Source organism: Brevibacillus sp., assembly GCF_003521185.1.
Classification (GTDB): domain Bacteria; phylum Bacillota; class Bacilli; order Brevibacillales; family Brevibacillaceae; genus Brevibacillus; species Brevibacillus parabrevis.
Window position 1 is genome coordinate 35,536 of the sequence record NZ_DOTK01000008.1, and the last position, 17,911, is coordinate 53,446.

The window sequence follows — 17,911 nt, forward strand, 5'->3', positions numbered from 1 at the left end:
GCTTATGGGACCGGCTTTTTGGGTTTGCGTCATTTTTGTGATATGATAGAGGGTAGAGGATAGGGGAACGAAGTTGTATGAGAGGAGTGGCATAGCATAATGAAAGAGCTGATGGGATGGGTCCGTTCGATTGCCTTTGCAATCGTCTTCGCTCTGGTTCTCGGAATCTTCGTGTTCCAGCCGTACAAGGTTGATGGTCATTCGATGGACCCTACCTTGCAAGACCAGCAACGCATTTACGTGTCCAAGCTATCGCATACGTTTTCGTATTTGCCGGACTATGGCGATATCGTCGTCATCGACAGTCGCGTGGAACGCAAAAGGTCCCTTGTGGACGATGTCGTCAGTCACCCATTGGTGGCGCTGGTGACAGGGAAAGCGGACGACGACCACTCGATGTACGTCAAGCGAGTGATTGGCAAGCCTGGCGATGTGCTGGAGTTCAAAGACAATCAGGTGTATCGCAACGGCACGGTGCTCAACGAACCGTACATCAAGGAAACGATGGAGTACGTATCCGATGGAAAAGTGACAGTGCCAGCCAACCATATTTTCGTCATGGGGGATAACCGCAACCATAGCACGGATTCCCGTGAGATCGGCTTTATTCCACTTGATCACATCATGGGCACGATGATCCAAAATCCGTTTACAAACGAAGAGAAATAGCAGGAGCAAAGGTTGTCCATTCACGGGCAACCTTTGTTTGCAATAAGAGAAGTTCTCGCATTTTTCTGGCAAGCCGCAAAAGGAGGGCTGACGATGCCCGGCATACTGATTGCAGACAGGGACGCGACAGAGCGGGCCGGGATCAGCTGGCTCGTCGCAAGCTGCGCCATCCCGTATGACCAAGTACATACGGCCGGGACGATGGCGGAAGTGTTTCAGGTGATGGAAGCACACCTGCCGCAAGTCGTCTGCATGGAACTGGATATGATTGACAAGGCGCACTGGGAGCGCTTCAAACTTTTGGTCGCCCAATATCGGCCGATCGTGCTGGTCACGACTTCGGAAGCGACCTTTGAGCGGGCGATGCAAGGAATCGAGCTTTCCGCGCGGGACTTGTGGCTGAAGCCGCAAACACCTGAATACATCCGCCGCGTTTTGACGCGCTGCTGTCAGGAACGCTCAGGAGACGAACGGCTGGAGCCAGGAGCGGGGAGCGTCCAGGGGCTGCGCAAGGAAATCTCGTATCTCGACTTGTTTTTGCCCGGATCGTCGCCAGTTGGTCAGCAAAAAGTCATGCTCGCCCAATTGGAGGATGCCCGCAGACATTCGGAGCTGCTCGACTTTTTTTCCGGCTACCCGTTTCGCGACAAGCCTGTGCTGTTGCCGACCAAAGACGCGATTGCCGCTGTTTTTCCGGCAGACGCTTCCTTGTCCTTGTCCCAGTGGCACCAATTCGGCAAGCGTTTGCTGATGGACTGGGAGGCGTCGAGCGATGCTCCGCTTTTTCTCGTCATCCACGATGCCGAAGATTCCGAGCAGAGCTTGCAGCAAAAATACGAGCAGGCGAGCCAGGCGCTGCACTTGCGTTTTTTCAAGGGCTATCGGCAAGTGAGCATGGTGGAAGGCAGCGTAAACTGGCTGATGATCGACCCGTTCCTGACGCCAGGCGAGCAGCGAACGTGGATCGACATGCTGCACAGCGGCAATCGCGAGCAGCTGAAGCAGTGGCTGTATGCGCATTTTTTTTACAAGGACGAGCCGTATCCCGAGCCAGGGCTGTTGCGCATTCGTCTGACCAGCATTCTCGCGCAGGTCAGGCGCTACATGAAGTCGCACGGGCTGGACAGCGCTTTACTCGAAGAAGCGTACCATCGTGTGTTTGAGACGATTTTGTACGCTCCGATCTTGTACCGGATCGTGACGGAGCTGCTGCTTTTTATCAACGAACTGCTCGATACTTTCAACAACAGGGGCGACGAGATCAAAGCGGATGTGATCGAGCAAGCGCTGCGCTACATGGAGGGGCGTTACACCGATCCGGCTTTGCGCCTGGAAGATGTGGCCCGGCATGTCGACCGCAGCCCGGCTTATTTCAGCACGTTGTTTGCGCAGAAGCAAGGCAGCTCCTTCCGGCAAATTCTCACGGCGATGCGGGTGAAGGAAGCGCAGCGCCTGCTGCTGGAAACGGCGTTGTCCGTCCAGGAGGTGGCCGAGCGTAGCGGGTTCGTCAATGCCAATTACTTTAGTAAAATTTTTAAGGAAAAGACGGGTACAACCCCACGTTTGTTACGAAATCAAAAAAAAAGATAGAAATCGAAAGAAAAGAGAGTTTTTTAGAAAATTCAATCTGCTTCCCTTGATTCAATCGAAAGAAGAGGCACCAAATCGAAAGCATGGTGCCTTTTTTGTCTGTTTTCCGGCTTTTACAATATAGCTAAGAGATACACACTCTAAGGAAAAGCAGGTGGAAGCAGGATGACAACGACACAATCCATTGAGCAATTGATTCAGGCTTACTCGGGCACTGAACTGCATACAAAAGGGTGGATTCAGGAAGCGGCGTTGCGGATGCTTTTGAACAATCTGAATCCCGACGTGGCGGAGCGTACGGAAGATTTGGTCGTGTATGGCGGGATCGGGAAAGCGGCGCGCAACTGGGAATGTTTCGATGCCATTGTCAAAACATTGCAAACGTTGGAGAGTGACGAGACACTGCTGATCCAGTCCGGGAAGCCAGTGGCGGTGTTCAAGTCCCACACGGACGCGCCGCGCGTGCTTTTGGCAAACTCTAACCTCGTTCCGGCCTGGGCCAACTGGGAGCACTTCCACGAGCTGGACAAAAAGGGCTTGATGATGTACGGACAGATGACAGCAGGTAGCTGGATTTACATCGGCAGCCAAGGGATCGTCCAGGGAACGTACGAGACGTTTGCGGAGCTGGCTCGCCAGCATTTTGCAGGTACACTCGCTGGCACGATCACGGTTACTGCTGGCCTCGGCGGCATGGGCGGCGCACAACCTCTGGCCGTATCGCTCAATGGCGGCGTGAGCATCAACATCGAGGTCGACCCGACACGCATCCAGCGCAGACTGGATACACGCTACCTGGATGTGATGACAGACAGCCTCGATGAAGCGATCAAAATGGCGGAGGAAGCCAAGCGGGAGAAAAAAGGCATTTCGATCGGACTTTTGGGCAATGCGCCGGAAGTGCTGAATGCGATGCTTGACCGCAACTTTATACCGGACGTTTTGACGGACCAGACTTCTTCGCATGACCCGCTCAACGGCTACATTCCGGAGGGCATGAGCCTGGAAGCGGCAGCAGAGCTGCGCACGCGCGATCCGAAAGAATACGAGCGACGTTCCAAAGCGAGCATCGCCAACCACGTCCGCGCCATGCTGGCTTTGCAGGAGAAGGGTGCCGTTACGTTTGACTACGGCAACAACATCAGACAAGTAGCGAAAAACGAGGGTGTCGAGGACGCATTCCGCTTCCCTGGCTTTGTGCCGGCTTACATCCGCCCGCAATTTTGCGAGGGCAAAGGCCCGTTCCGCTGGGTAGCGCTGTCCGGCGATCCTGAAGATATTTACAAGACGGACGAAGTCATTCTGCGCGAGTTTTCCTATAATACGCATCTGTGCAACTGGATTCGCATGGCGCAGGAGCGGATTCAGTTCCAGGGACTTCCTTCCCGTATTTGCTGGCTGGGGTATGGCGAGCGGGCGCGTTTTGGCCAAATCATTAACGAGATGGTGGCGCGCGGCGAGCTGAAAGCGCCGATCGTCATTGGCCGCGATCACCTCGACTCTGGCTCTGTCGCTTCGCCAAACCGCGAGACAGAAGCGATGAAAGACGGCAGTGACGCTGTTTCCGACTGGCCGATCCTGAACGCGATGATCAATGCGGTAGGCGGCGCAAGCTGGGTGTCGGTGCATCACGGCGGCGGCGTCGGGATGGGGTACTCCTTGCACGCAGGTATGGTCATCGTGGCAGACGGCACGCCGGAAGCGGCGCGTCGCCTGGAGCGCGTCCTGACCAGCGACCCGGGAATGGGCATCGTCCGCCATGCGGATGCAGGCTACGAGCTGGCGATTCAGACCGCCAAGGAAAAAGGCGTCCACATCCCGATGTTGAAGGAGTAAAAGCGATGAACAAACCAGTATGGATTCGCCATGCCAGCCAGCTTGCCACGCTGGCTGGCGGCACTCACTCTCCGGTGACAGGTGCCAGAATGAACGAGCTGTCCATCATCGAAAATGGCAGCGTCTGGCTGGAAAACGGTGTAATCGAACGCGTCGGCACGGATGAAGAACTGGCTGAGTGGTTCCGCGAACGCGCCCACGAAGCGGATGTCATTGACGCCACAGGCAAACTGGTTACGCCTGGCCTGATTGACCCCCACACACATCTGGTACACGCAGGCACGCGGCAAAACGAGTTCAACATGCGGCTCTCTGGCGCTACTTATATGGAAATCATGAACAACGGCGGCGGAATCCACGCCACGACGGCTGCGACGCGACAGGCGACGCATGACGATCTGTATGAGCAGAGCAAGCGGCGGCTCGACCAGTTTTTGCTGCACGGAGTGACGACGGTCGAAGCGAAAAGCGGTTACGGCCTTACTTTGGAAGACGAGATCAAGCAGTTGGAAGTAGCGCAAAAGCTGCATGAAACCCACCCGATCGATCTCGTGAGCACCTTCATGGGCGCACATGCGGTACCGCGCGAGTACAAGGAAACGCCGGATGCGTTTGTCGATCTCGTCATCGAGCAGATGATTCCCGAAGTAGCGCGCCGCAAGCTGGCCGTCTTCAACGATGTGTTTTGCGAGCGTGGCGTGTTCACTCCCGAGCAGTCGCGGCGCATTCTCGAAGCGGGCCGGGAGCACGGCCTTTTGCCGAAAATTCACGCCGATGAGATCGAGCCGTACGAGGGAGCCGAATTGGCGGCGTCTCTGGGAGCGGTGTCCGCCGATCATTTGTTGCGGGCGTCAGATGCGGGCATCGAGCGAATGGCGGAAGCAGGCGTCATCGCGGTACTGCTGCCGGGAACGGCCTTTTTCCTCATGGCGGATTCCGCAAACGGCCGCAAAATGATTGACCGTGGCGTGGCAGTCGCGATCTCGACCGACTGCAATCCCGGCTCCTCGCCTACTGTCTCGATGCCGCTCATCATGAACCTCGGCTGCCTGAAAATGGGCATGACCCCGGCAGAAGTGCTGACGGCGGCGACGATCAATGCGGCACACGCGATCCGTTGCGCCCACGAGGTCGGCAGCATCGAGGCCGGAAAAAAAGCCGATGTTACCATTTTTGCTGTGCCTGACTTCATGACGCTGCAATACCGTTACGGTGTGAACCATGTGGATACGGTAATCAAAAACGGAGCAGTAGTCGTGGCGGGAGGGCGGCTCGTATGACGGCATACCCGTACCCGCTGCTTAAACCGCCCAGCTTTGCCTGGGACAGGAGTGCCGCGCCAGCCGAGCCAAAAGTGAGCGAATGGATCAAGACGCTAGAGGTGGCAACGGCGGGCAGCACTGATTGGAGCGACTACGACGTAGCGCTGCTCGGAGTGCCGCTTTCCCGTTCGTCCATCTCGGCCTCGGCCGCCAGCGAAAATCCAGATGCGATGCGGCGGGCGTGGAAATATTTTACGACGTACAATCTCGATTACGATGTCGACCTGCAATCGCTTCGCGTGGTCGATCTGGGCGACGTCAGGCAGCATGTTACCGACATCGCCCAGTGCCACCGCAACATTCGCGAAGCCATGGCGCACATGCGCACGAACCATCCTCAGCTTTTGCCCGTGATGATGGGCGGCGATCACTCGATTACGGCCATGCTGATCAAAGGCTACAAGGACGTTCACACGGACGAGCGGGTAGGCATTTTGCAGCTGGACACCCATTTTGACTTGCGCGACCTGACGGATAACGGACCTTCGAACGGCACGCCGATTCGCAATTTGATCGAAAGCAAGACGATCCAGGCCGAGGACGTTCACAACATCGGTTTGCACGGCTTTTTCAATGCCCGGTCGCTCAAGGCTTACGCGGATGAGGCAGGCGTGCGCTATACGACGCTGCGCCAGGCGCGGCAAAAAGGCGTTGCCCAAACGGTGCAGGAAGCACTCGAACGGCTGGCCTCGCAAGTCGATACGATTTATTTGACCGTCGATATGGATGTGCTCGACATCGGCTACGGGCCGGGCGTCCCTGCTTCTACTCCCGGGGGTATGCGGAGCGACGAGCTGTTTGACGCCGTCTATGAGGCAGGCTTGCACCCGAAGGTCAAAGCCATGGACATCGTATGTCTCGACCCGTACAAAGACCGGACGGAGGCGACAGTCAAAACAGCCGTTCATGTGATGCTGTCCTTTTTGACGGGATATCGGCAGCGAAAGTAATTTTTGGCGTCAAATCTGCTCCTGCAAAAGTTTTTTTGCTTGGCGAACCGTTGTTTCTCTGCTGCTGACAGAGGGACAGCGGTTTTTTGTCGAAAAAAAGCTAACTTTAGTAAGGTTCTTTTTCAAGCAAATTTTGGTAGAATTTACTTGCCATTTCTTGGGTTATCCATGACGGAAGAAAGTCAGCAGAAGACGAGGGAATGAGCCATTTTTACTATTTGCGAAAGGAGGAATGGAGAGGCCGATATGAAAAAGATGCTTTCAAGGCTGTTGTCCATGTTGTTGGTTTTTTCGCTGGTGCAGCCGATGGTGTTGCCTGAGCGTGTTGCCGTAGCCAAGGTAGAAGATCCGTTTCAAATCGTTGTCGATGAAGATTTTTTTGTAGATCCTATGGGTGCGTATCCGTACGGGGAAGCAGATGGCCTAGGAGGAAACAATCGTGTATTTGTCGGGTATGACGCTGCTTTTGGACCTGCGAATGCTGCAATGAAGTTTCATTTGGGGCCAGACAAGGTGGACTTTGGCCGAAAGATCGAATCTGCCCAATTGAAGCTTTACCTGACCAAAGTGGACAGGACAGGGGGCGAGCCTTTTCTCGACCTGTATGGAGTGGACAATGACTCCTGGTCGCAGTTGGACATGACCTTGCCTGCTACCGGCACTGCCCTTGGAAAAGCTCCCGCGTCCGGCTCGAGTTTGCAAAAGGACAGCTGGGTGTCTTTTGATGTGACTGATTACATCAAGCTCCAATCGAACGACAAAGTGGCGAGCTTTGTGCTAAAGGGTGCTCAAACCGCTCCGCCTATCCCAAATGCGCAAGTACAAGTCCTTTTTTACGACAAAGCTTCCAACAACTCACCTTTGCTTCCCAGACTCGAAATCAAGTATGTCGATAACTCCCCACCGACAGACATTTCACTCAGCAAACAATCCGTAAAAGAAAATCTGCCACCGAACACGCTGGTCGGAACATTGAGCGCGACAGACCCTGACAGCGAAGACCAAGGGAATTTGACCTTCGAGCTCGCAGGGGGCGATCAAAGCGCCTTCAAGCTGGTTGACAACAATTTGTACACAACGCAATCGTTTGACTACGAAGCGAAAAGCAGCTATTCCGTCTCGATCAAGGTAAGCGATCCGTCGGGAGGCTCATTCACCAAAGCTTTTACCATTCAAATCGAGGATGTGCAGGAGCCGCCTACCTCTGCCGAGCTGAAAATCAATGGCGGAATGCTGGCCACCGGTTCCAGTCAGGTTAATCTGCAGGCAACCGTTGTCGACCCCGATACGGGCAAGCCGTTAGAGGTGCGTTTTTCCAATGCGTCCGATCAGTGGACGGAGGACTGGAAGCCTTACAGTGCGGCTACCTCCTATAACTGGGCGCTGACTGCGGGCGACGGAGCGAAGACCGTCTATATGCAGGCGCGCGACGAGGCTCACAACCAAATTTCCGCGAGCGCCAATATCACGCTGGATACGACACCTCCTGTGGTATCTGGAGTGAGCAATAACGGCTCCTACTCGCAAGCAGTGACAATCACATTCAACGAAGGAACAGCGACATTGGACGGCGCTGTATTTGTCGGCGGCGGAACGGTAACGGCAGATGGCGACCATACATTGGTCGTGACAGATATGGCCGGCAATACGACGACCATTCGCTTTTTTCTGGACACAACTCCTCCGACCGGAACGCTTGTGATCGAAAACGGCAAGACGTTCACGACGACACGGGACGTTGCACTGACGATCACGGGTACAGACGGCGCGGGAAGTGGACAAATCCAGATGAGCTTTTCCAATGACGGAACGACTTGGTCTACTTGGGAGCAGCTTGCCGCCACCAAAGCTTGGCAACTGGCTGCTGGAGACGGAAACAAGACCGTGTACATGAAGCTCAAGGATGGCGAAGGGCATGAGCAGCAATATTCTGACAGCATCATGCTGGATACGGTTCCTCCGGTAGCCACCATGTCCATTAAAGGCACGAATGCGGGCAATACGGCGACTTCCACGGCAGCAGTGAAGCTGTTGTTCGAAGCGACAGACGCTAACGGGCCGGTAGAAGTGAGCCTGTCCAACACTGACGGCGTGTTCGCGGACGGCTGGCAGCCGGTGCAACCGGAAATGTCCTGGACGCTCACGAATGGCGACGGCACCAAAACCGTCTACGCCAAATTCCGCGATCAGGCCGGGCATGAAACGAGCAAATCAGCGAGCATTTTGCTGGACACGGTTCCGCCAGTCGTGACAGGAGTTGCGGCGAACCAGATTTCCAAGCAGGCTGTTACGGTTCAGTTTTCGGAAGGAACAGCTTTGCTGAACGGCCAGCCTTTCAGCGGCGGGGATACGATCTCCCAAGACGGGGCTTACACGCTTGTAGTCACAGACGAGGCGGGCAATGTCACAACGCTGTCTTTTACCGTGGATCAGACGAAGCCGCAAGGAACGATGACGATCGGCAATGGCGACACTCACACGAATCAATCGCAAGTCAGCTTGCAGTTGAACGTGACGGATTTGACTTCCATGACCACTGTCTATTCCAATGACGGGGCCAACTGGAGTTTGCCAGAGCCGTACGCAAGCACGAAGACATGGACGCTTGCTCCCGGAGACGGAGAGAAGCGAGTCACGGCAAACATAACAGATGCAGCAGGGAATACCGCAACATTGGAAGCGACCGTCATCGTCGACCAGACGGCTCCGACCGGAAGCTTCACGATCAATGACGGCGCGAGTGCGACAAACGCGAAGCAGGTGGCACTGAAGCTGCAATACGCCGATGCCGACGATCAGTTGCAAATGCGCTTTTCTCCGACAGGCAGCGGCGATTGGTCTGGATGGGAAGCGGTACAGGAGACAAAATCGTGGACTTTGTCAGACGGGGATGGCGCGAAGACGGTATTTTTGCAAATACGCGATCGTGCTGGCAACGTGCTTGACCTGCAAAAGTCAATTACTCTCGATGCGACTGCTCCTGTCGTAACAGGCGTTGACGATGAGGGCGTGTACAACTCAGACAGGCTGATTACTTTCTCGGAAGGAACAGCTACGCTGAACGGCGCGCCATTCGCGAGCGGCACGACTGTCACGGAGCAAGGAAACTACACGCTTGTCGTGACAGACGAAGCCGGAAACAAGACGACCGTCGTCTTCTCCATCGACAAGACGCCGCTGTTTGGCGCCTTCTCGATCAATGAAGATGCGCCGTTCACCACCTCGCGAGACGTGACCTTGCACGTGACAACAAGCAAAAGTGCAGCTGACACAAGCATGTCTTTCTCGATGGACGGTACTACCTGGAGCGTGCCAGAACCTTTTGCACTAACAAAAGCGTGGCAATTGCCAGTCGGTGACGGTGTCAAAACCGTCTATGTGAAATTGCTGCACAAATCGGGTTACATCGCGAACATGCAAGATGAAATTACGTTGGACACAACCTTGCCGTCAGGGTCGCTCAGCATTAATGGAGGGGCCAGCGTGACGCAGGATCAAACGGTCAATCTGACTGTCACCGCTACTGATGCCAATGGACCTGTCCAGGTTCGCTTCGCCAACGAAAGTAATGCATGGAGCGCTTGGAACGATGCGGTTCCGACACAGACGTGGATGCTTTCAGCTAACGACGGGCAAAAAACCGTCCACATGCAGATTCGTGACAAGGCGGGCAATGTAGCCGACGTCTCCGCCAACATCGAGCTTGATATGGAAGCGCCTGTCGTTTCGGGCGTGGAGAACGGCAAAAGCTACAAAGACGATGTGCAGATTACGTTCAACGAAGGGACGGCAACCCTCGACGGTCAGCCGTTTACCAGCGGAACGACCGTAAGCAGTGAAGGAGAGCATGAGCTTGTCGTCACGGATGCCGCGAGCCATGTCACACGCATTGCCTTTACGATTGACAAGACTGCTCCGCAAGGCACGTTTGCCATCAACAGCGGCGCGCAAACATCCAGCTCCGTCTACGTGACGCTAAATGTAACCGCCACGGACTCGCTAGGGACGGTAGAAATGCGTTTTGCCAATGAAAACGAGGGCTGGAGCGATTGGCAACAGGTCGCTGCAAGCACGTCTTGGCGGCTCGCGTATGGCAATGGCATGAAAAAGGTGCTGCTGCAACTGCGCGACGAAGCGCATAACACGACCGAGCTGGAAGCGCAGATCAGACTGTCTGTCTATCAGCCGCCAAGCGCGGTCAAGGTAACGGGTGTGGAGCTGGACGTTCGCCAGTTGGTGCTAAAAGCTGGCGAGACGCACGAACTGAAGGCCGTGATTCAGCCGGAAAATGCGACTGACAAGCGGGTCAAGTGGGAGAGCAGCGATCGTACCGTAGCGGAAGTGAATGAGCAAGGCAAGATCGTGGCCGTAGCACCTGGTACCGCGCGCATCACCGTCACAACGGCAGACGGCGGCTATACCGCAACGGCGGACGTAACCGTCAAGGCAACTGTTTCTGACGTTTTGCAGGCATCACAAAAAGCATTTCGCCTGAAGCCCAAAGAGCGGCAAAGCTTCCAAATCTTCAAAGTGGATGGCGCTAAAAAGGTCGACATCACCACGGATGAAGCGGTAGAGTATTCCACCGAAAACGATCTTGTCACGGTGACAGCGGGCGAGATTCAGGCAGGCAGCAAAACGGGCAAAGACATAATCACGGTTTCGTATGAAGGGCAAGAGCTGCACATCCCCGTTACGATTGCAAGCGGTACAGACGCCAGAATCAAGCTGCTGACTCGCAGCGAAGGCGTGCTGGAAGTAGACGAGGAGCGGCAGCTGGAGCTTGTCATGCTGGACGGTGACGAGACCGAAGATATTACCGAGCAGGCAAACTGGATATCCTCCGATCCTGAAGTCGTGGAGGTAACAGAAGAAGGCAAGCTGATCGCCAAAGCGACTGGTACCGCGGTAATTTCCGGAAAAGTGGACAAGAGCAAATTCCGGGTTCGCCTCATGGTTGTAGACGAGAAAATCCCGGTTCGCTTGGAGGCTGCTCCTTCGTATGTGCGTCTGAAAGAAGGTCAGGAAAAGCCGATTACCTTGATCGGAACATACAGCAAAAGCTATACAGATCTCATTGCAGAAGAAGTGGAATGGGCGGTCGAGGACCCCGAGATTGCGGAAGTAGTCGACGGAAATGTGGTCGCCAAACAAGCCGGAAGAACTGCGATTACGGTCACCTACAAAGGCAAGACAGCCAAAATCACAGTAGAGGTCAGGCAGTAGCAAGCAACAGGAGAGAGGTGCCAGCTGGATGATTTAGCTGGCCCTTTCGCAATAGGATGTGCGCTTTTTCTGATCCGCCACAAGCAATCAAGGAGGCAGCGACAAAGATGGAATCAATTTTGGGAGAAATCAGAATGTTTGCCGGAGAATTTGCGCCAGTAGGCTGGGCCTTTTGCAACGGTCAATTGCTCAGCATCGCGGAAAATGATGCATTGTTCAACCTGATTGGGACGACCTATGGCGGCGATGGCATGACTACGTTTGGCCTTCCTGATTTGCGTGGGCGGGTTCCCGTCCATCAGGGAAAAAATCCGCGTACGCAAACAACCTTTTCTATCGGGGCAAAAGGGGGAACAGAGACGGTACACCTGCAGACAAACCAATTGCCGATCCACACCCACACGGTCAACGTGTCGTCAGCAGAAGGCACAGAAATCGAGCCGGGCCAGCACGTATGGGCAAAACGAATCGTGCAATTCTCGCAAAATCCCGCCGCAATCCAGATGAGCCCAGGCTCTGTAACATTTGAGGGCGGAAACCAGCCGCATTCCAACATGATGCCGTTTACCGTAATCAGCTTCATTATTGCCACGCAAGGCTATTATCCACCGCAATCATAAGGAAACTATTAACCACTGGAGGTTGACGATCATGTCAGAACCGTATGTCGGCGAAATTCGCGCCTTTGCTTTTCCTTTTCCGATGAGAGGATGGGCGCTGTGCGATGGGCAGATTTTGCCGATCAACCAAAATCAGGCGCTGTACTCCATTATCGGAACAACCTACGGAGGGGACGGAAAAACGACGTTTGCCTTGCCGGATTTGCGGGGCAGAGTGCCTGTGCATGTCGGAAATGGCGTGGGGTATGGACAAGCTGGCGGTGAGGAGGTCCATGCTCTGACGGTTCGCGAAATGCCGCAGCATCAGCACGTGGCCAAGCCTCTTGTCACAACGGGCGTAACGGAAAAAGCAGTTGCGAACGTATGGGCCAAGACGGATTATCAGGCATTTGCTGCCCAGCCTAATGCGACGATGCGCCAGGATGCTCTGCTCACAACGGGCGGGGGCCAGCCGCACTATAACATGCAGCCGTATCAGGTGTTCAATTACTGCATTGCCACCCAAGGAGTATATCCGAGCCGCGATTGATAGAGGAGGAAAACGAATGGAAGCCTATTACGGGGAAATTCGCATTTTTACAGGAAAGTTCGCTCCAAGAGGCTGGGCTTTTTGCGATGGAGCCTTAATGCAAATTCGGCAGAATACCGCTCTGTACGCCATCCTGGGCACGAGATTTGGCGGAGATGGCATAAACACCTTTGCTCTGCCCAATTTGCAAGGGGCGGCACCTATGCACCATGGAGCAGCGCCGGATTTGACGCCGCGCACGATTGGCGAGCAGGGCGGGAGCAGCGAGGTCGGACTGACGATTCAGGAGATGCCTGCGCATACGCACATTCCCAATGCAGCGGAAAAGCCGACGACGAACAATCCGGACGGGATGATCTGGGCGAACACGGAAGGCAGAGGACGTGTCTTTGCCTATGGAGCGCCGAACGCTTCGGAGCAGACTCCTTTCAGCCAAGCCGCGATTTCAGTTGCGGGTGAAGGAATGCCGCACAACAATCGACAGCCGTTTTTGGGTGTTCACTATATCATTTGTCTGGAAGGCGAATTTCCACAAAAGCCGTAACAAAAGCCTGATCTCAAAAAGAAGTGCCAGATGCGAAGCTGCCCTGCATCTGGCACTTGCTTTGTCCGATTGACCTATTGTAAGATGACAGAATATTACTGCGATACCGTTTCCTTGGGGTGATTTGATGCAGATGCCTGTCCATGATTCATCCTCGATCTCTGTCTCTGTTCAATTGAAAGAGCAACTAAAAAGTTTGATGGAACAACGAATTTATCAGCCACGTGAAACATTGCCAACAGTCCGTGCGCTATCCGGCTTTTTGCGGCTGAATCAGGATACCGTGCAAAAGGCGTACGAGGCGCTGAAAGCAGAGGGCTACGTCACGATTGGAAACGATGGCGAAGCAGTGGTTGCGGACCCGCTCCCGAGAAAAAGCGGAATGCCCGCTGCGAGTGGCATTTCTTCGCGAGAGCAGCAGAAGGATGCCGCTGTTTCACCGCCCGTTTCAGGAAAGCCGGGACATCCGGCCAGCTTCAAGCGGGAGGAAAGGACGAAGCCAGCGATCCTGTTTGCCGAGTGCAATGTCGTGCAAGTGCAGGAGTACGCAGTCGAGCTGGAAAAAGCGACAGGCTACACGGTGAAGCCATGCCTGATCAAAGACTTGGACCAGTTTGCCACAAGCATCGTGAACGGCTACTACGATCTCGTCGTCACGACGTTTTTGCATATAGAAGAAGTGCAAAAATGGCTGGATCGTCTGGAAGGAGACAACGTGCCGATCGTCATCGGCTGCCTCCTGGATTCCAATCTCCAGTCGATCCGCGAGCTTCAGCAATTGCCGCCCGGAAGCCTGGTCGGAATCGGGGGCACGACCTGGGAGGGCGCGCACAATTTCCGCCAGTCGATTATGAATGCCGGGATGACTCATCTGGAGCTTTTGGTCGGCACGATGGAGTACCCCTCATCCCTGGATGAAGTGCTGGCGGCCAAGCCCGAGCTGATTGTCTGCACCAGCATCGTCGGTGCCTATTTGAAAAGGCAGGCGCGTTTTTTGCCGCTGCTGATTGAAGATCGCTTCTTGAATGTCCAGTCGGTGCAGTACATTCAGCAATTCGTCGAAGGCTTCCGGCAGTGAGCAAAGCAAATCCCCGGACTTGTCCGCCGATCGTTATGGTATGATGAAGGGGAGAGCTTTTCCACAAAAGGAAAAAGAGGTGCTATCATGTCAGGATTCGGAATATTTCGTGAAGTAATCACATCGGAAACCCAATTGCGGGAAATTTTCGGAGAGCCGAGCCGTCTGGTGCAAAACAAGGTGATTACCCAACTGGACGACCATTGCCGCAATTATATAGCCCAGTCGCCTTTTTTGATTATCTCGACTGCCGACGAAAAAGGAAACTGTGACGCATCCCCGCGCGGCGATGCTCCAGGCTTCGTGCACATCGTCGACGACCACCATCTGGTTATCCCGGAGCGCCCGGGCAACAAGCGGATGGATTCGATCACCAACATCCTCGTGAATCCGCACATCGGCCTGATTTTTTTGATTCCGACCTTGGAAGAAACGCTGCGGATCAACGGTCGGGCGTGCATCATCCAGGATCAGGATATTTTGGAGAAAATGGCGGTCAAAGGCAAGGTGCCGACGCATGGAATCGGCGTGCAAGTGGAAGAATGTTACGCCCATTGCGCCAAGGCGTTCATGCGCTCCGGGCTGTGGAAGCCGGACACGTGGCCTGAGGCTGGAACGACCCCGGATATCGCCAAAATGATCGCGGATCATGTGAAGCTGCCCGGTTTAGGGGCGAAAGAAGTGGCTGAGGGATTGCAGGATAGCTATAAAAATCGGTTGTACTAAAAGGTGGGCTTTTTGCCAGCTTGTATGAGACAAGTTTTCCGATCGACCAACCTGTGATATACTTTCTTAATGTAAGTACATAAACAGCGTTAGTCGGGAGGAGATCGGATGGCAACAAAAATCACGGATCGTTCCGTTTTGAACAACGGAGTGGAAATGCCTTGGTTGGGCCTGGGTGTCTGGAAAGCAAAGGAAGGCAACGAAACAGTGGCAGTCCGCTCGGCTATTGAGGCGGGTTACCGCAGTGTGGACACGGCAGCTGTCTACGGCAACGAGGAAGGCGTAGCAGAAGGTATCCGTCAGGCGGGAATCGATCGCGATCAACTGTTCATCACGACAAAGGTTTGGAATGCGGATCAGGGCTATGAGTCGACGCTCAAAGCTTTTGACGTGAGCATGAAAAAGCTGAAGCTCGACACGCTTGATTTGTACCTGGTCCACTGGCCGGTAAAAGACAAGTTCGTGGACACGTGGAAAGCCTTGGAAAAGCTGTATCGGGACGGCTACGTGCGCGCGATCGGCGTGAGCAATTTCCACATTCACCATCTGGAGGAGCTGCGCAAGCACAGCGAAATTACGCCGGTTGTCAACCAGGTCGAATACCATCCGCTGCTCACGCAAAAGGAGCTGCATGCGTACTGCAAGGATTGCGCTATCCAGCTGGAGGCGTGGAGTCCGCTGATGCAAGGAAACCTCGATCATCCGCTGCTGGTGGAACTGGGACAAAAATACGGCAAATCGCCTGCGCAAATCGTCATTCGTTGGGATTTGCAAAACGGGGTCGTCACAATCCCGAAATCGATCACGCCTGCTCGGATTGAGCAAAATGCCGACGTCTTTGATTTTGCGTTGAGCGCGGAAGACGTGGACAAAATCAGTGCGTTGAACGAGAACAAGCGCTTTGGGCCAGACCCGGACAACTTCGATTTCTAAAATCACGGTGATAATAGCAGGGGGCTGTCCCGAACGTCTCGCGCAGACGAAGGGGATGTGCCCCTTTTCTTTTGCCTTTTCCTGGTCGAACAAGATCAAGGCAAGGCGTGCTCAAAAAAGGCAAAGCCCCCGCCGGACGATTTCGTCCCGATCAGGAGCTTATGCCCGGTTTATCTGCGCCTGCGATAGGCAACGATCGTTCTGTACATGCTTTTGTCCGCGAGCTTCAAAAATAGAGAGATGTCAGGACGCAAGTTTGCTTCAATGATCCACACCCGCCCTTTTGCATCGACGCCCATGTCCAGGCCGAAAACGCGCTGACTTGTATAGTAGCGGGACAGACGCTGGGCAGCGAGCAGAGCAACCTGCCGCATGCGGGCGATGACGGCAGCAGGAGAAGCGCCGCGAATGTTCGAGCGGTGGAGGGCTGTGGAGAGCGGGAGCACTTTGCCGCCGCTGCGCTTGATGTTGGTAATGATATAGCCGCGTCCGGCCACTTTGGCAAGCATTCCGGTCACGACCCACGGCTGACCGCTTTTTCGCTGCACCATGACTCTGACGTCAAACAAAGATCCGCTGACGCGAGCCAAAGAGATGCCTCGCTGCACGAGATAGCGGCTGTTAATTTTTTTGCGCAAATACTTGTAGGTCGATTTTTTGCTGTGCTTGGTCTTGCGTTTGGCACCGCGCTGGATGCGGTATTTGCTGCGGCCCAGTCCGGTTACGAGAATGACTCCGGCTCCGCCGCTGCCTGCGGCTGGCTTGGCGATCACTTTGCTGTAGCGATCGAGGAAATCGTACAAGGCGCGTTTGGAAAAGGGACGCGTGCGCGGCAATGCGCCGGACAGGGTGGAGCTTGCGCGCAAGACGTAGTATTTGGTAAGCTTGGACTCGCTTTTTTTGCCCAAAGAGGTCATTCCCCCAATCGAAATATGAAACGTCTTTTGCTTCTTCATAATGTATGTGCAGCTTGTTTCAGCGCTTGTGGGAATGTCCTTGCTGTCAAAAAATAGGTAGGATATGGCGGGGAGGGCGAAGATTCGCTCTTTACTATGCCTTTAATTTTTGTATACTGAAAAGTAGCATATTTGTTTCATCAGATGAAACGAACGGAACCAAGTAGGAAGAAGGGGTAAGAAACAATGGATGAACAAAAAGCAAACGTTCGCTCTGTCGAACGTGCTTTGGATATCCTGCTCTGTTTTACGGACGCCACAGACCTTGGGCTTAGTGAGATATCGAGTCGCCTTTCCTTGCATAAAAGCACCGTGCATCGTCTGCTGGCGACGCTGGAGAACAAGGGCTTTCTCATCCGTGATGTTCAGACGGAGAAATACCGGCTGGGCTTTCGAATCTGGGAGCTTTCGGCCAATTTGACGCATAACGATGATCCGGCTACGCTTCTCTTGCCTGAGATGGAGAGATTGCGGGATTTGGTCGAAGAAACAATCAGCCTGTATGTGCGGGATGGAAACGAGCGGATACGTATTCAGGCTGTGCAGAGCAGACAACCGATTCGCCGGGTCGCTCCGATCGGGGCGCGCATGCCACTGGCTGTGGGAGCGTCCAGCAAGGTGTTGGTGGCTTATGCCGATCCGTATGTGCTGGAGCAAGTCTTGAACGATCCGAACTGGCCCGACTTCGTGAATCAGGAAGCGTACATCGAGCAGCTCGACCAGATCAGAAGACAAGGATTTGCCACCAGTGTGGAGGAACGGGAGCTTGGGACAGCGGCGGTCGCGGTTCCGATCTTCAACCGCAACGGGCAGCTTGTCGCATCGATTGCGGCTTCTGGCCCGTCCAATCGTCTGACACCGGAAAAAATGAGCCAGTACGCGCCGTACATTATGGAAGCAGCCTATCGCATGGGAAAAATGATGAAATAACG

The 17,911-nt window shown here is 54.4% G+C and carries 14 protein-coding genes; 13 read left to right on the forward strand and 1 reads right to left on the reverse strand.

The features are described from left to right. The first annotated feature begins 99 nt into the window (after window positions 1-99). The 12 genes from lepB (at window position 100) to DEP07_RS02380 (ending at window position 16,023) form a co-directional block, all read left to right on the forward strand. A complete protein-coding gene (gene lepB / locus DEP07_RS02325) occupies window positions 100-669 on the forward strand; it encodes a signal peptidase I (protein ID WP_122963967.1) in 570 nt (189 codons plus the stop codon). Between the two features lie 93 nt (window positions 670-762). Continuing rightward, window positions 763-2,259 carry a helix-turn-helix domain-containing protein gene (locus DEP07_RS02330; protein ID WP_173596878.1) on the forward strand — a complete coding sequence of 499 codons (1,497 nt, stop codon included), beginning with the start codon at window positions 763-765 and terminating at the stop codon, window positions 2,257-2,259. A gap of 165 nt (window positions 2,260-2,424) precedes the next feature. After that, window positions 2,425-4,095 carry a urocanate hydratase gene (gene hutU / locus DEP07_RS02335; RefSeq protein WP_281868174.1) on the forward strand — a complete coding sequence of 557 codons (1,671 nt, stop codon included), beginning with the start codon at window positions 2,425-2,427 and terminating at the stop codon, window positions 4,093-4,095. A gap of 5 nt (window positions 4,096-4,100) precedes the next feature. After that, window positions 4,101-5,375 (forward strand): imidazolonepropionase, encoded by a 1,275-nt coding sequence (gene hutI / locus DEP07_RS02340; RefSeq protein WP_287102057.1) that lies wholly within the window; start codon window positions 4,101-4,103, stop codon window positions 5,373-5,375. Continuing rightward, window positions 5,372-6,367 (forward strand): agmatinase family protein, encoded by a 996-nt coding sequence (locus tag DEP07_RS02345; protein WP_281868176.1) that lies wholly within the window; start codon window positions 5,372-5,374, stop codon window positions 6,365-6,367. Before hutI ends, DEP07_RS02345 begins: the two co-directional genes overlap by 4 nt. Window positions 6,368-6,613: 246 nt before the next feature. Next, window positions 6,614-11,593 carry an Ig-like domain-containing protein gene (locus tag DEP07_RS02350; protein WP_173599124.1) on the forward strand — a complete coding sequence of 1,660 codons (4,980 nt, stop codon included), beginning with the start codon at window positions 6,614-6,616 and terminating at the stop codon, window positions 11,591-11,593. 107 nt (window positions 11,594-11,700) lie between these two features. Continuing rightward, complete coding sequence (locus tag DEP07_RS02355) at window positions 11,701-12,213, forward strand: phage tail protein (protein WP_122963973.1); 513 nt, start codon at window positions 11,701-11,703, stop codon at window positions 12,211-12,213. A 31-nt stretch (window positions 12,214-12,244) separates the two neighbouring features. Next, complete coding sequence (locus tag DEP07_RS02360; RefSeq protein ID WP_173596883.1) at window positions 12,245-12,742, forward strand: phage tail protein; 498 nt, start codon at window positions 12,245-12,247, stop codon at window positions 12,740-12,742. A gap of 16 nt (window positions 12,743-12,758) precedes the next feature. Further along, window positions 12,759-13,286: a phage tail protein gene (locus tag DEP07_RS02365; RefSeq protein WP_122963975.1), complete on the forward strand. Its 528-nt coding sequence runs from the start codon at window positions 12,759-12,761 to the stop codon at window positions 13,284-13,286. A 133-nt stretch (window positions 13,287-13,419) separates the two neighbouring features. Then, the gene (locus tag DEP07_RS02370) at window positions 13,420-14,364 is read left to right on the forward strand and encodes a GntR family transcriptional regulator (RefSeq protein ID WP_229049720.1); all 945 of its coding nucleotides are present in this window, start codon (window positions 13,420-13,422) and stop codon (window positions 14,362-14,364) included. Between the two features lie 87 nt (window positions 14,365-14,451). Next, complete coding sequence (locus DEP07_RS02375; protein ID WP_173596885.1) at window positions 14,452-15,090, forward strand: pyridoxamine 5'-phosphate oxidase family protein; 639 nt, start codon at window positions 14,452-14,454, stop codon at window positions 15,088-15,090. A 108-nt stretch (window positions 15,091-15,198) separates the two neighbouring features. Continuing rightward, window positions 15,199-16,023 (forward strand): aldo/keto reductase, encoded by an 825-nt coding sequence (locus tag DEP07_RS02380; protein WP_122963978.1) that lies wholly within the window; start codon window positions 15,199-15,201, stop codon window positions 16,021-16,023. A 170-nt stretch (window positions 16,024-16,193) separates the two neighbouring features. Here DEP07_RS02380 and DEP07_RS02385 read toward each other — a convergent pair whose 3' ends face one another. Further along, the gene (locus DEP07_RS02385) at window positions 16,194-16,979 is read right to left on the reverse strand and encodes a YheC/YheD family protein (protein WP_229049719.1); all 786 of its coding nucleotides are present in this window, start codon (window positions 16,977-16,979) and stop codon (window positions 16,194-16,196) included. Window positions 16,980-17,165: 186 nt separating this feature from the next. Here DEP07_RS02385 and DEP07_RS02390 point away from each other — a divergent pair, with 186 nt between their 5' ends. Continuing rightward, the gene (locus DEP07_RS02390; RefSeq protein WP_122963980.1) at window positions 17,166-17,909 is read left to right on the forward strand and encodes an IclR family transcriptional regulator; all 744 of its coding nucleotides are present in this window, start codon (window positions 17,166-17,168) and stop codon (window positions 17,907-17,909) included. Window positions 17,910-17,911: the final 2 nt, after the last annotated feature.